Genomic DNA, 14,121 nt, shown 5'->3' on the forward strand with positions numbered 1-14,121 from the left:
ACGTGCGTACGGACTGGCATCCTTGGCGCTGTACTTACCGCCGACTCCGGAGCCCCGGGGAGCCAATCAACGTGTCACAGCTGCGTACGGTCCAAGTCCTGGGCGGCGGGAGTGCGGGCAGCAGCGCGCACGTCGGTTCGCTGGCCGCCGGGCTGGTGGCGCGTGGGGTGCAGGTGACCGTCTGCGCCCCTTCCGCGGTGGACCGCGCCTACGGGTTCACGGCGACCGGAGCCCGCTTCCTTCCGGTGCCCCGGCGCAGCGATCCGGCGGCCGTCGCCGCGCTGCGGGCCGCCTGCGCGGGTGCGGACGTCGTCCACGCCCACGGGCTCCACGCGGCCGCCCGCACCGCCCTCGCCCTCAGCGGGCGCGCCGTGCCCCTGGTGCTGACCTGGCACACGCGGCGGTACGCGGAAGGCGCCCGCCGGCAGATCCTGCATCTGCTGGAACGACGCGCCGCACGGGCGGCGGCCGTGGTACTCGCCCCCTCCTCCGACCTGGTGGACCGGGCCCGCGGGCGGGGTGCGCGCGACGCCCGGCTCGCTCCCCTCGCCGTTCCGCCCCCGCGCCCGGCCGACGCCGAAGAGGGCAAGGCGCGGGCCGAACTGGGCGCGGTGGACCGGCCGTTACTGATGGCCGTCGGCAGTCTCGTACCGCATCACGGCTTCGGTACCCTGCTGGACGCGGCCCGCGTCTGGCGCGGTCTGGACCCCGTGCCGCTGCTCGTCATCGCGGGTGAGGGGCGCGACCGGGACGCCCTGCAACGGCGGATCACGGACGAGGGGTTGCCCGTCACGCTCATCGGATGCCGGGACGGTGTGGGGGAGTTGCTGGCCGCCGCCGACCTGGCCCTGCTGCCGAGCCGGTGGGAGGGCCGCTCCCTGCTGGCCCAGGAGGCGTTGCGAGCCGGGGTGCCGCTCGTCGCGACCGCCGTCGGCGGTGTGCCCGAACTGGTCGGCGAGGCCGCCGAACTGGTGCCGTACGGCGACGCCGAGGCTCTCGCACGTACGGTCGTGAGGCTGCTCGGGGACCCGGGCGCGCGCGCCCGGCTCGCCGAGGCCGGGCGGGTGCAGGCGGCGGGCTGGCCCACCGAGGACGACACGATCGCCCATGTGCTCAGCGTCTACGACGAGTTGACGCATCCGCTGGCGACAGGGCGGGCGCGCTGAGGGGACACGGCAGGGCGGCCGCGCTGAACGGACCGCCCACCAGCCCGGGGCTCAGGCGGTGTGGCGGCGGGCCCTCAGCGCCAGGCTCAGCGCCAGCACCGTCTGCGGGTCGTCCAGGTCCGTGCCCAGCAGCTCGCCGATCCGGGCGAGGCGGTTGTAGAGCGTCTGCCGGTTGAGATGCAGCTCGCGGGCGGTCTCCGCCTTGCGGCCCGCGTGCGCAAGATACGCCTGGAGCGTCGGAAGCAACGGCGGGCGCGAGGTGCGGTCGTGCTCGCGCAGCGGCCCGATCGCCCGGTTCACGAACGCCGCCAGGTCCGGATGGTCCCGCAGCCGCCACAGCAGCAGGTCGATGTCGAGGCGCCGGGCGTCGTACCAGGGCCGGTCGGCCAGTCCCTGCGCGGCCGTCGCCGTCTCCGACGCGTGCCGCAGCCCCGCGCCCGCCGCGGCCCAGCCGCCCGGGACGCCGACCACGACCACCGGCGGCTGCGATCCGGCGCGGTCGAGACCGGCCCGCTCCACGCCCGCCCGCAGCGCTGCCGCCACCCGGTCCGCGACCGCGGTGCGCTCGCCCTCCGAGCGCAGCCCCAGCAGGAGCGGAACCCGCCCCTCCACGGGCCGTACGCCGAGCAGCACAGGGACCCCGACCGAGGCCAGCTCCTCCAGCACCGCACGGGCCAGCAGCGCCCAGTTGCCCGACGGGGACAGCTCGGGGGCCAGCCGCATCACCACCGGGAGGAGCGGGGTGTCGCCGGGCCGGAAGCCGAGCACCCGGGCCTGGGCGGGGGCGTCCTCCGGGACGATCCGGCCCTCCGCGAGGTCGGTGAGGAAGTCGCCCCGGCCCCGGGCGGCCAGCTCCTCCTCCTGCCGGGCCTGCATCAGGACGACGGCGAGGAGGCCCGCCGCGCGCTCCGCCGCCATCCGGTGCACGGTCGCCAGCGGCCCGGACACCGCGAGCAGCACCAGCCTCGCCCGTACCGAACCGGTCTCGGGCCCGCCGCCGGGCACGTCCACCAGCACCGCGCCGGTCGGCGGGCTCTCCCGGGCCGCCCGGTCGCCGCGCATGCCCTCCCAGACCTGGAGCGGGTCCGCGCCCACCGGGCCGGTCCCGGTGGACGCCGCGTACAGGAGCTGGCCGTCGGGCGTCTCCAGGAAGACCGGGTTGGCGGTGAAGTCGGCGAGGATCCCGAGGACCTGCGGCACCCCGCCCCCGTCGAGCAGCGCCCGGGTGGCGCGCCGGTGCACCTCCTCCGCCTGCTGGAGCAGCGCGTAGTGCCCGTTGACGATCTCGGTGTGCACCTCCTCGGTCACCGCGACGAACGGCACCTCGCGGTGCAGCTGGACCAGCGGGAGCCCGGCCGCGCGGGCGGCGTCCACGATGGAGGCGGGCAGCCGGCCGAAACGCGGGCCGAGCTCCACCACCAGGGCCGCGATGCCCCGGTCGGCGAGGCGGCGGACGAAGGCGCGCTGTTCGGCGGGGCGGGCGCCCAGGCCCAGACCGGTGGTCAGGAGCAGCTCGCCGCCCTTGAGGAGGGAGGCGATGTTCGGGACCTCGCCCGCGTGCACCCAGCGCACCGTACGGTTCAGCCGGTCGGCGCAGGCCACCACCTCCGGCAGCCCGGCGCGCAGCCCCGGCAGCTCCAGCGCCCGCTGCACGGTGATTCCGCTGTGGCTCTCCACGTACCCGGCCCGCTTCCCTTGTGCCCTGACCGGCCCGTCGATCGGGCGGTCGTCCTGTTCAGGACGCTACCGCCCGGGGTGCGGGCCGCGCATCGCAGGGGAGGCGGAGAGATAGCAGCACCAGGCCGGCCCGGCCCGGGTCAGGGCTTCGTCAGCAACCCCACGAGCGTGCCCCGGCTGCGCCGCAGCGCCTCGATCTGTTCGTCCATCTCCGCCAGCTCCCCGCCGAGGATCTCCCGCAGCTCCGCGCACCAGTCGAACCCCGGCCCCTCGCCCCGGGCGCACGGCAGCACCTGACGGATCACCTCGGTGGACAGGCCCGCCCGCAGCAGCGCGCGGATCTGCGTGACGGTCACCACGGCCTCCTCGCCGTAGGCGCGATAGCCGTTCGCGCCGCGCCGGGCCGACAGCAGCCCCTGCGCCTCGTAGTACCGCAACGACCGCGCGCTGACGCCCGTCCGCCGGGACAACTCTCCGATCAGCATGTGCCCGTGCCTCGTTTCCTCTTGACCTTGCCACCGGTGTCAGGCCTTAACGTCCGGGGCATGAACGAAGATTCCCCGTACATCGTGCAGGCCAACGGCCGGACGGCGAGTACCGACGACCTCGCGCCGCTCGCCTTCGCGGGCCATGCCCACTTCACCGCGATACAGGTCCGCGACGGCCGGGTCCGCGGCCTCGACCTCCATCTGGAGCGGCTGCGGACCGCGTCGGTCGAGCTGTTCGGGCAGGCCCTGCCCGAGGACCTGGTCCGCTCCCACCTGCGTACCGCACTCCGTGCCGGAGGAGCCGACCTCTCGCTGACGGCCACGGTCCACTCCACGGCCGGTGAGTTCACCGCGGCCCGCGCGAACCTGGCGCTGCTGGTAAGGACCGGGCCGTCGTCGTCCGGCCCCGGAGGCCCGCTGGCGCTCGCGGCGGTCGAGCACGAGCGGTTCCTGCCGCACGTCAAGCATGTCGGTGAGGTCGCCAAGACCCACCTCCTCCGGCAGGCCGTCGCCGACGGCTTCGACGACGCCGCCTTCCTGGACCGGGAGGGCCGCTTCAGCGAGGCGACGATCTGGAACCTGGCTTTCTGGGACGGCGAGTCGGTGGTGTGGCCCCGGGCCCAGATCCTGACCGGGACCACGATGGGCATCGTCCGCCGGCAGCTGGACCGGCTCGGGATCGAACAGCGGACCGCCGCGATCACCCCCGACGGGCTGCCCGACCTCGCCGGCGCGGTCGTCATGAACTCCTGGACACCGGGCGTGGAGGTCCACCGGATCGGCGCCACCGAGCTGCCCGCCGCGCCCCGGTTCCTCGAGGTGCTCCACCGGGCGTACGAGGCCGAACCGCTCACCGCGCCCTGAAACGCATGGTGGCCGCCCCGGGAAACCCGGGGCGGCCACCATCAGGACGAACCGCGGCTCAGCCCACGTACGCGCCGCTCGCCGTCAGCCGCAGGGCCGTGTCGATCAGCGGGACGTGACTGAACGCCTGCGGGAAGTTCCCCACCTGGCGCTGGAGGTTGGAGTCCCACTCCTCGGCCAGCAGGCCCAGGTCGTTGCGGAGCGACAGCAGCTTTTCGAACAGCTGGCGCGCCTCGTCGACCCGGCCGATCATCGCGAGGTCGTCGGCCATCCAGAACGAGCAGGCCAGGAACGCGCCCTCGTCGCCCGCCAGACCGTCGACGCCCGCGTTCTCGCCCTCGGTGGGGTAGCGCAGGATGAAGCCGTCCTCCGTGGACAGCTCCCGCTGGATCGCCTCGATCGTGCCGATGACCCGTTTGTCGTCCGGCGGCAGGAAACCCATCTGCGGGATGAGCAGCAGGGAGGCGTCCAGCTCCTTCGACCCGTAGGACTGGGTGAAGGTGTTGCGCTCCTTGTCGTACCCGCGCTCGCAGACGTCCCGGTGGATGTCGTCGCGCAGCTGGTACCACCGCTCCAGCGGGCCCTCGACGTCCCCGGACTCGACCAGCTTGATCGTCCGGTCGACCGCGACCCACGCCATCACCTTGGAGTGCACGAAGTGCCGGCGTGGCCCGCGCACCTCCCAGATGCCCTCGTCGGGCTCCTCCCAGTGCTTCTCCAGATACTCGATCAGCTTGAGCTGGAGGCCCATGGCGTAGTCGTTGCGGGTCAGACCCGTCATGTGCGCCAGGTGCAGTGCCTCGGTGACCTCGCCGTAGACGTCCAGCTGGAGCTGGTTCGCCGCGCCGTTGCCGACGCGGACCGGGCCGGAGTTCTCGTAGCCGGGCAGCCAGTCCAGCTCCGCCTCGCCGAGCTCGCGCTCGCCCGCGATGCCGTACATGATCTGGAGGTTCTCCGGGTCGCCCGCCACCGCCCGCAGCAGCCACTCGCGCCAGGCGCGGGCCTCTTCCCGATAGCCGGTGCGCAGCAGCGAGGAGAGGGTGATCGCGGCGTCCCGCAGCCAGGTGTAGCGGTAGTCCCAGTTCCGTACGCCCCCGATCTCCTCGGGCAGTGACGTGGTCGGCGCCGCGACGATGCCGCCGGTCGGCGCGTACGTGAGGGCCTTGAGGGTGATCAGGGAGCGGACGACCGCCTCCCGATAGGGCCCGTGGTACGTACACTGATCGACCCACTCGCGCCAGAACAGCGCGGTCGCCTCCAGGGACCCCTCGGGGTCGGGGAGGGCCGGTGGTCCGTGGTGCGAGGGCTGCCAGCTGATCGTGAACGCCACCCGGTCGCCGGGGCCGACGGTGAAGTCGGAGTAGGTGGTCAGGTTCTTGCCGTAGGTGTCCGCCTCGGTGTCCAGCCAGACGGAGTCCGGCCCGGCCACGGCGACCGTGCGGTTGTCGACCTTGTGCACCCAGGGGGTCACCCGGCCGTAGCTGAAGCGCATCCGCAGTTCCGAACGCATCGGCACGCGGCCGCTGACGCCCTCCACGATCCGGATGAGCTGCGGCGCGCCGTCACGCGGGGGCATGAAATCGGTCACTCGTACGGTGCCGCGCGGCGTGTCCCACTCCGATTCCAGGATGAGGGAGTCGCCGCGATAACGCCGCCGGTCGGCGAAGGCTGGTTCGGTTCCTTCCGCTCTCGCGGGGCCCAGGCGCCAGAAGCCGTGTTCCTCGGTGCCCAGCAGGCCCGCGAACACGGCGTGCGAGTCGAAGCGGGGCAGGCACAGCCAGTCCGCTGTGCCGTCCCGGCAGACCAGGGCTGCGGTCTGCATGTCTCCGATGAGTGCGTAATCCTCGATGCGCCCGGCCACGTGCGTCTCCAGTCGAACGGCCATGTCGCCCCGTCAAAGGGCGCTTACTGCGGGTCAAGGGGGTCGTAGGGTCTTTCACCCGGGAAGATCCGACGAGTTCCTTACCGGTGGGCGGCCTGGGTGGTGCCGCCGCCCGGCCGTCTCGGCAGCGAGTGTTTGAGCAGGATACGACGCACCACGAAGATCCGCGCGACGGTCCCCGCAACATCTCTGAGCTGATCGGGTGGGACGTGAAGTACCCGGGGTGATGGTGTGACGCCCCCGTGCAAGGTAGTGGTCGGAAGCAGCCTCCCGCCGTCGCTGTTACCCTGGTAGCCCGTGGACCGGTGGTCGTTCGCGACAGCGGACGAGGCCCCCGAACCGCAGCGACGGCACCCCCGGAATCTCCGGTTCGGTGGCCGGTACGCACCTCAGAATCGCGACCACGGGAGCCCCCTTTGGCTATGCAGCCCACATCCACGACGACCAAGCACATCTTCGTCACCGGGGGTGTCGCCTCCTCCCTCGGCAAGGGTCTGACTGCCTCCAGCCTGGGTGCCCTGCTCAAGGCGCGGGGCCTGCGGGTCACCATGCAGAAGCTCGACCCCTACCTCAATGTCGACCCCGGCACGATGAACCCCTTCCAGCACGGCGAGGTGTTCGTCACCAACGACGGCGCCGAGACCGACCTGGACATCGGCCACTACGAGCGCTTCCTGGACGTCGACCTCGACGGCTCCGCCAACGTGACGACCGGCCAGGTCTACTCGCAGGTCATCGCCAAGGAGCGGCGCGGCGAGTATCTGGGCGACACCGTCCAGGTCATCCCGCACATCACCAACGAGATCAAGCACCGCATCCGCCGCATGGCCACCGATGACGTGGACGTCGTCATCACCGAGGTCGGCGGCACGGTCGGCGACATCGAGTCGCTGCCGTTCCTGGAGACCGTCCGCCAGGTCCGCCACGAGGTCGGCCGGGACAACGTCTTCGTCGTCCACATCTCGCTGCTGCCCTACATCGGCCCCTCCGGCGAGCTGAAGACCAAGCCCACCCAGCACTCGGTGGCCGCCCTGCGCAACATCGGTATCCAGCCGGACGCCATCGTGCTGCGCGCCGACCGCGAGGTCCCCACCGCCATCAAGCGCAAGATCTCGCTGATGTGCGACGTCGACGAGGCCGCCGTGGTGGCCGCGATCGACGCCAAGTCGATCTACGACATCCCCAAGGTGCTGCACACCGAGGGCCTGGACGCCTACGTCGTGCGCAAGCTCGACCTGCCGTTCCGGGACGTCGACTGGACCACCTGGGACGATCTGCTGGACCGGGTCCACAACCCCGACCACGAGGTCACCGTCGCGCTGGTCGGCAAGTACATCGACCTGCCCGACGCCTATCTCTCGGTCACCGAGGCCATCCGCGCCGGCGGCTTCGCCAACAAGGCCCGCGTCAAGGTCAAGTGGGTCACCTCCGACGACTGCCGGACCGCCGCCGGCGCCGCCGAACACCTCGGCGACGTCGACGCGATCTGCATCCCGGGCGGCTTCGGCGAGCGCGGGGTCGACGGCAAGGTCGGCGCCATCCGCTACGCCCGCGAGAACAGGGTCCCGCTGCTCGGCCTCTGCCTCGGCCTCCAGTGCATCGTGATCGAGGCGGCCCGCTCGCTCGCCGAGATCCCCGACGCCAACTCCACCGAGTTCGACGCCGCCACCTCCCACCCCGTCATCTCGACGATGGAGGAGCAGCTCGCCTTCGTCGAGGGCGCCGGCGACCTCGGCGGCACCATGCGGCTCGGCCTCTACCCGGCCAAGCTCGCCGAGGGCTCCCTCGTCCGCGAGGCCTACGACGGCCAGCCGTACGTGGAGGAGCGCCACCGCCACCGCTACGAGGTCAACAACGCCTACCGGTCCGAGCTGGAGAAGAAGGCCGGACTGGTCTTCTCCGGCACCTCCCCGGACAACAAGCTCGTCGAGTACGTCGAATACCCGCGCGAGACGCACCCCTACCTGGTCGCCACCCAGGCGCACCCGGAGCTGCGCTCCCGCCCGACCCGCCCGCACCCGCTCTTCGCGGGTCTGGTGAAGGCCGCCGTCGCGCGCAAGGTCGGCGCGGGCGAGTAGTTCCGAGGCATTACGGTTGACCGGGGTACGGATCCTTCACGGATGCCGTGCCCCGGTTTTTCGTTCTGTACGCGGGAGGACGCACATGGGTATCCAGGACACGCCCGAGGAGTGGCAGGTCACCGAGACCGTCACCCCCTTCACCGGCAACAAGACCAGCGTCCGCACCGACCGGGTGGTGATGCCCGACGGATCCGTCCACGGCCGTGACTACCAGGTCCACCCCGGTTCCGTCGCCGTTCTCGCCATCGACGAGGACGACCGGGTGATCGTGCTGCGGCAGTACCGCCACCCGGTACGCCACCGGCTCTGGGAGATCCCGGCCGGACTGCTCGACATCCCCGGCGAGAACCCCCTGCACGCCGCCCAGCGCGAGCTCTACGAGGAGGCGCACGTCAAGGCCGAGGACTGGCGGGTGCTGACCGACGTCTACACCACGCCCGGCGGCTGCGACGAGGCCGTGCGCATCTTCCTGGCCCGCGACCTCTCCGAGGCGGAGGGCGAGCGGTACGCGGTCTCCGAGGAGGAGGCCGACATGGAGCACGCCCGGGTGCCGCTGACCGAGCTGGTCCGCTCGGTGATCGCGGGGGACGTGCACAACAACTGCCTGGTCGTCGGGGCGCTCGCGCTCACCGCCGTACGGGCGGGCGACGGCGTCGACTCCCTGCGCCCCGCCGAGGCGCCCTGGCCGGCCCGGCCCTTCGAGGCCTGACGGTTCGACGGCCTGACGGGCCGTCTGCCGCCGCGCACCGTCCCTCGGTCGGGCGATCGCAGGACATCGCGATCGTAAGAGATGAAGAAATGCTGATCCGATCGGGGGATGTTCCCCCTGCTCCGCCCCGCTCCGCAGTGATCGTCGTCACCGCTGAACTACGCTCGAAACGCACCCGACCGGAGTTCCGGCGGGCACCGCGTGCAGCGAAGTGGAGCGTGGCTCGTGACCGATCAGGCGGTGGACACCAGCGGCCCGGCGAAGGCCCCGGGGACCGAGGAGCCGTCCGGCACCGCCCCACCCCGATTCTTCGGCCGCGAACGCGAGTTGAAGGCTCTGCGGGCGGACATCGAGCGCGCTGGTCTCGACACCCTGGCCGGCCGCAAGACCCCCCGCGCCCGGGTCCTGCTGATCGCCGGCCGCCCCGGCTCCGGCCGCAGCGCACTCGCCGAGGAACTGGCCGGGGCGCTCACCGGAACCGACGCCGCCGCGGCCGCCGCGGCCGCCACGGGCGCCCTGCCCTGGGCCGTCCCCGGTACGGGCTCCGGCGACTACCCCGACGGAGTGCTCCGGGTCGGCCTCACCGACCCCGGCGGCAGACGCGTCCCCACCGAACGCACCGCCGGCGAGATCCTCGGCCTCCTCGGAGTGGCGGTCCCGCCCGGCGCCGATCAGGACGAGCTGTCCGAGATGGTCCGCGAGGCCCTCGCCGTACGCCGGCTCGTCCTGGTCCTCGACGACGCGGCCGACGCCGAGCAGGTCGACCCGCTGCTCCCGGAGAACCCGGACTGCCTGGTGCTCGCCACCGCGACCGGCCCGCTGACCGGCATCCCCGACGTGCGGCCCTGCACGCTCGGCGGACTGGAGGCGGGCGCGGCGGTGCGGCTGCTCGCCCGCGCCATCGGACAGGTCCGCATCACCGTCGACCCCCGCACCGCGGAGACCCTGTCCGAGGTGTGCGGGGGGCAGCCGGCGGCGCTCGCCCTGATGGGCGGCCTGCTCGCCGCCCATCCCATGGCCTCGGTCGCCGACGTCGCCAAGCAGCTGCACGAGCTGCCCGACTCCGGTGATCAGCACTCCGTCGGCGCCCGGCCGCTGGCCCGCGCGTTCCGGCTCGTCCACGACTCCCTGCCGGCGACCGCCGCCCGGATACTGCGCCTGCTGGCCCTCGCCCCCGCCGGGCTCGCCGACGCCCATACGGCCTCCGCGCTGGCCGGCTGCTCGGTCTCCGCCGCCCGCTCCACCCTCGACGACTTCGTGAAGCTCGGACTGCTGCGGACGGACGGCGCGGCCCACCCCCAGTACGCGGTGCCCGGCTGTCTCGCCCCGCTGCTGCGGGCGCTGCTGGAGGACCAGGACCGGGCCGGCGAGATCGAGCTCGCCCGCGCCCGGATGCTGGAGCGGACCGTGCGCCGGCTCCAGTCCTGCCGCGCGGTCACCGAGCCGGAGGGCTCCGCCGCCCGCCGCAAGCTCGCCGGACTGCCGCGTTCGCTGCGCTTTCCGAACGCGGAGGAGGCGGGCGCGTGGCTACGGGTCCGCCAGCCCGCCCTGCTCGCCTCGGCCCGCCTCGCCGTGGCGGACGGCGAGCTCGACACCCTGGCGCGGCGGCTGGTGGCGGCCCTGGTGCGGGCCCTGGCCGCGCACCGGGGGACGGAGGAGGCCGCCCCCGAGCTGTACGGGCTGCACGGTCTTGTCCTGGATGTGGCGCTGCGGCGCGAGCTGCCCCGCGAGCAGGCCGCCGCCCTGCTGAACCTCGCCGATCTGGACGCCCGCACCGGCCGTACCCGGGACGCGCTGACCCGCTACCGGGCCGCGCTGGACGCCGGAAAGGCCGCCAAGGACCTGTACGCCACCGGCCGCGCGATGGAATCCGTAGGCGGCGCGTACGAGGAGCTGGGGGACTACCACCGGGCCGCCGACTGGTACGGCCGGGCGCTCTCCCAGCGCCTGACCCAGGGGGAGCGGGCCGAGACGGCCCGGCTGTACGGGCGGCTCGGGGCGGTCCACACGTACGCCGGGCGCTACGGCGAGGCGCTGCGGAACTGGCGCGCCGCCGCGGCGGGCCACCGCAGGCTCGGCGATCCGGCGGCCCAGGCGCGGGCGCTCAGCGAGTCGGCCCGGGTCCAGGAGTACGCGGGCCGGCCGCACGACTCGCTCCGGACCTGCCGGGAGGCCGTGGACCTGGCCCGGCGCGCCGGTGACGTGCGGCTTCAGGCGGCGCTGCAGCTGCGGCTCGCCGACACGCTGGACCGGCTCGGGGACCCCGCCGCGGCCGGTCTGCACCGGGCTGCGGCCGACAGATTGCTGGGCGAGGAGGGTTCTGCCTACGAAATCCGTAGTGCTTCGACGGAAAATTAATGCTTTGTAAGGCTAGACAGCGCGAAGTCCTTCATTAGACTGGCTCTGCCGCGTCCCTCCGTGGCGTCTCCCATTTATGATGTATATGTCCGGGTGTGCACCGCTGCGCCCGGATGACCCTCCGAGCCAAGGACCGTGATCGACGTGAAGGTCGGCATCCCCCGCGAAGTCAAGAACAACGAGTTCCGGGTGGCGATCACCCCCGCCGGAGTGCATGAGCTCGTCCGTCACGGCCACGAGGTCGTCATCGAGCAGAGTGCCGGCGTCGGCTCGTCCATCACGGACCAGGAGTTCGTCGCCGCCGGTGCGCGGATCCTGCCCACCGCCGACGAGGTCTGGGCCGCCGCCGACCTGCTGCTGAAGGTCAAGGAGCCGGTCGCGGAGGAGCACCACCGCCTCCGCAAGGACCAGACGCTCTTCACCTACCTGCACCTCGCCGCCTCCCGCGAGTGCACCGACGCGCTGCTGGCCTCCGGCACCACCGCCATCGCCTACGAGACGGTCGAGACCGCGAACCGCGCCCTCCCGCTGCTCGCCCCGATGTCCGAGGTCGCGGGCCGCCTGGCCCCGCAGGTCGGCGCGTACCACCTGATGCGCTCCGTCGGCGGCCGCGGCGTGCTGCCCGGCGGCGTCCCCGGCACCGCGGCCGGCAAGGCCGTCGTCATCGGTGGCGGCGTCTCCGGCTGGAACGCCACCCAGATCGCCGTGGGCCTCGGCTTCCACGTCACGCTGCTCGACCGCGACATCAACAAGCTGCGCGAGGCCGACAAGATCTTCGGCACCAAGGTGCAGACCGTCGTCTCCAACGCCTTCGAACTGGAGAAGGCCGTCGTCGAGGCCGACCTCGTCATCGGCGCCGTGCTGATCCCCGGTGCCAAGGCCCCGAAGCTGGTCACCAACGAGCTCGTCGCCAAGATGAAGCCCGGAAGTGTACTTGTCGACATTGCAATCGACCAGGGTGGCTGCTTCGAGGACTCGCGTCCGACGACCCACGCCGAGCCGACCTTCCGGGTGCACGACTCGGTCTTCTACTGCGTCGCCAACATGCCCGGCGCGGTGCCCCACACCTCCACCTACGCGCTCACCAACGCGACGCTGCCCTACATCGTGGAGCTCGCGAACCGCGGCTGGGCCGACGCCCTGCGCCGCGACGCCGCGCTCGCCAAGGGCCTCAACACCCATGAGGGCCAGGTGGTTTACCGCGAGGTGGCCGAGGCGCACGACCTCCCGCGCGTCGAGCTGAGTGCGCTCCTCGGCTGACGAGTCAACTCCCTCCGTCAACATCGCACGTCCGGCCGGACCTTGCCGAGCAAGGTCCGGCCGGACGTGTATCGGGCCCTGTGAGGCCCTTGCGCAACTCGCGCCGAACGTAACCCTTTACCCGTTTCGTGCTGCGGCGAAATGTGCGGCTTGGTCGCTGTGCACCCTTGACAGCGAGGTGTTCGATTGCCGACACATCGGGCCGGGTCCGGCGGATTGTGTTGCTGCGGACCGGTGACACGCCATAGAGTCGCCAATCGTCGGCATGGTGCCACGCTGACCTATCGATAAGTTTCCTGGTCACGTCCAAGGAGGTAAGACGACTTGTGAATGAGTCGACAATTACTCCCGGGGGTGGTCAACCAGGGATGCCCGCACGGGGTCTGAGCCCGATCGGGCTCGAAGCTGTCGGCTCCGTCGCTGTCCGCACCTTCGCCACCCAACAGCACATGACGACAGCCCCCCAGATGATGGACGGCCTACACGTGAACGCCACGGCCGGCAACGAGAGCAGCCGGGACACCGACCGCTTCGCCGACTTCGCCGAGGTGCCCGAGGGGCACTTCTACGACCCCGACGCCGAGTACGAGCCCGATCCGGAGTACGCGGCCACCCTCGCGCCCGACGCCGCGCGTCAGCGCCGCGAGCGCATCGGCCCGACCGGACGGCCGCTGCCGTACTTCCCGATCCCGGGTCCCCTGACCGACCACGGCCCCGCGAAGATCATCGCGATGTGCAACCAGAAGGGTGGCGTCGGCAAGACCACGTCGACCATCAACCTGGGTGCCGCGCTCGCGGAGTACGGACGCCGGGTCCTGCTCGTCGACTTCGACCCGCAGGGCGCGCTCTCCGTCGGCCTCGGGGTCAACCCGATGGAGCTGGACCTCACCGTCTACAACCTGCTCATGGAGCGGGGCATGGCGGCCGACGACGTCCTGCTCAAGACCGCGGTCCCCAACATGGACCTGCTGCCCAGCAACATCGACCTCTCCGCCGCCGAGGTGCAGCTCGTCAGCGAGGTGGCCCGCGAGTCCACGCTCCAGCGCGCCCTGAAGCCGCTGATGGCCGACTACGACTACATCGTGATCGACTGTCAGCCCTCCCTCGGCCTGCTCACCGTGAACGCCCTGACGGCCGCTCACAAGGTCATAGTGCCGCTGGAGTGCGAGTTCTTCGCGCTGCGCGGGGTGGCGCTGCTCACCGAGACCATCGAGAAGGTCCAGGAGCGGCTCAACCCGGAGCTGGAGCTCGACGGCATTCTCGCCACCATGTACGACTCCCGTACGGTGCACAGCCGCGAGGTCCTGGCGCGCGTAGTCGAGGCCTTCGACGAGCACGTCTACCACACGGTCATCGGGCGCACGGTCCGCTTCCCGGAGACCACGGTCGCCGGCGAGCCCATCACCACCTACGCCTCCAACTCGGTCGGCGCGGCCGCCTATCGCCAGCTCGCCAGGGAGGTGCTCGCCCGGTGTCACGCCGAGTGAGTCTGCCGGGGGCCGACGAACTGTTCCGTACCACCGGAGGCGGGATGGGTCTCCAGTCGTCCTCCCCGGCGGAGCGGCGGCGCAAGGCGAACGGCGAGCCGCGGGTGCCCGCGCCCGCCGGGGAGAGCGATCCCTCCGGCCAGGCCCCG

General features: G+C 72.2%; 10 protein-coding genes. 7 read left to right on the plus strand and 3 right to left on the minus strand.

Annotated elements, in window-relative coordinates:
* The first annotated feature begins 71 nt into the window (after nt 1-71).
* The gene (locus B9S58_RS31945) at nt 72-1,166 is read left to right on the plus strand and encodes a glycosyltransferase family 4 protein (protein WP_103535406.1); all 1,095 of its coding nucleotides are present in this window, start codon (nt 72-74) and stop codon (nt 1,164-1,166) included.
* Between the two features lie 51 nt (nt 1,167-1,217).
* Here B9S58_RS31945 and B9S58_RS31950 read toward each other — a convergent pair whose 3' ends face one another.
* Both B9S58_RS31950 and B9S58_RS31955 read right to left on the minus strand, forming a co-directional pair.
* The gene (locus tag B9S58_RS31950; RefSeq protein WP_103535398.1) at nt 1,218-2,843 is read right to left on the minus strand and encodes a PucR family transcriptional regulator; all 1,626 of its coding nucleotides are present in this window, start codon (nt 2,841-2,843) and stop codon (nt 1,218-1,220) included.
* Between the two features lie 140 nt (nt 2,844-2,983).
* Nucleotides 2,984-3,328 (minus strand): MerR family transcriptional regulator, encoded by a 345-nt coding sequence (locus tag B9S58_RS31955; protein ID WP_103535399.1) that lies wholly within the window; start codon nt 3,326-3,328, stop codon nt 2,984-2,986.
* 60 nt (nt 3,329-3,388) lie between these two features.
* Between B9S58_RS31955 and B9S58_RS31960 the strand changes: the two genes are divergently transcribed.
* Nucleotides 3,389-4,195 (plus strand): aminotransferase class IV family protein, encoded by an 807-nt coding sequence (locus tag B9S58_RS31960; RefSeq protein WP_103535400.1) that lies wholly within the window; start codon nt 3,389-3,391, stop codon nt 4,193-4,195.
* A gap of 58 nt (nt 4,196-4,253) precedes the next feature.
* Here the strand turns inward: B9S58_RS31960 and B9S58_RS31965 are convergent, their stop codons facing one another.
* A complete protein-coding gene (locus B9S58_RS31965) occupies nt 4,254-6,056 on the minus strand; it encodes a glycoside hydrolase family 15 protein (RefSeq protein ID WP_103535401.1) in 1,803 nt (600 codons plus the stop codon).
* 443 nt (nt 6,057-6,499) lie between these two features.
* On the opposite strand from B9S58_RS31965, the gene B9S58_RS31970 reads away from it, so the two are divergent.
* The 5 genes from B9S58_RS31970 to B9S58_RS31990 all read left to right on the plus strand — a co-directional run bounded on the left by B9S58_RS31970 (nt 6,500) and on the right by B9S58_RS31990 (nt 13,972).
* Nucleotides 6,500-8,155, plus strand: a complete 1,656-nt coding sequence (locus B9S58_RS31970; RefSeq protein WP_103535402.1) for a CTP synthase — start codon at nt 6,500-6,502, stop codon at nt 8,153-8,155.
* Between the two features lie 85 nt (nt 8,156-8,240).
* Entirely contained in the window at nt 8,241-8,867 is a 627-nt protein-coding gene (locus B9S58_RS31975; RefSeq protein WP_103535403.1) for an NUDIX hydrolase, read from the plus strand.
* A gap of 225 nt (nt 8,868-9,092) precedes the next feature.
* Nucleotides 9,093-11,225, plus strand: a complete 2,133-nt coding sequence (locus tag B9S58_RS31980; protein ID WP_103535404.1) for a tetratricopeptide repeat protein — start codon at nt 9,093-9,095, stop codon at nt 11,223-11,225.
* 144 nt (nt 11,226-11,369) lie between these two features.
* Nucleotides 11,370-12,485 (plus strand): alanine dehydrogenase, encoded by a 1,116-nt coding sequence (gene ald, locus B9S58_RS31985; protein ID WP_103535407.1) that lies wholly within the window; start codon nt 11,370-11,372, stop codon nt 12,483-12,485.
* A 368-nt stretch (nt 12,486-12,853) separates the two neighbouring features.
* Complete coding sequence (locus tag B9S58_RS31990; protein ID WP_003970030.1) at nt 12,854-13,972, plus strand: ParA family protein; 1,119 nt, start codon at nt 12,854-12,856, stop codon at nt 13,970-13,972.
* Nucleotides 13,973-14,121 lie beyond the last annotated feature (149 nt).

This window comes from Streptomyces sp. SM11, assembly GCF_002910905.1.
In the GTDB taxonomy this organism is placed as follows: Bacteria; Actinomycetota; Actinomycetes; order Streptomycetales; family Streptomycetaceae; genus Streptomyces.

What these genes read in the sequence shown, in the direction of transcription:
- B9S58_RS31990 (WP_003970030.1), top strand. Translation starts at nt 12,854, where the DNA reads ATGCCCGCACGGGGTCTGAGCCCGATCGGGCTCGAAGCTGTCGGCTCC.
- B9S58_RS31960 (WP_103535400.1), top strand. Translation starts at nt 3,389, where the DNA reads ATGAACGAAGATTCCCCGTACATCGTGCAGGCCAACGGCCGGACGGCG.
- B9S58_RS31975 (WP_103535403.1), top strand. Translation starts at nt 8,241, where the DNA reads ATGGGTATCCAGGACACGCCCGAGGAGTGGCAGGTCACCGAGACCGTC.
- B9S58_RS31970 (WP_103535402.1), top strand. Translation starts at nt 6,500, where the DNA reads ATGCAGCCCACATCCACGACGACCAAGCACATCTTCGTCACCGGGGGT.
- B9S58_RS31955 (WP_103535399.1), bottom strand. Translation starts at nt 3,328, where the DNA reads ATGCTGATCGGAGAGTTGTCCCGGCGGACGGGCGTCAGCGCGCGGTCG.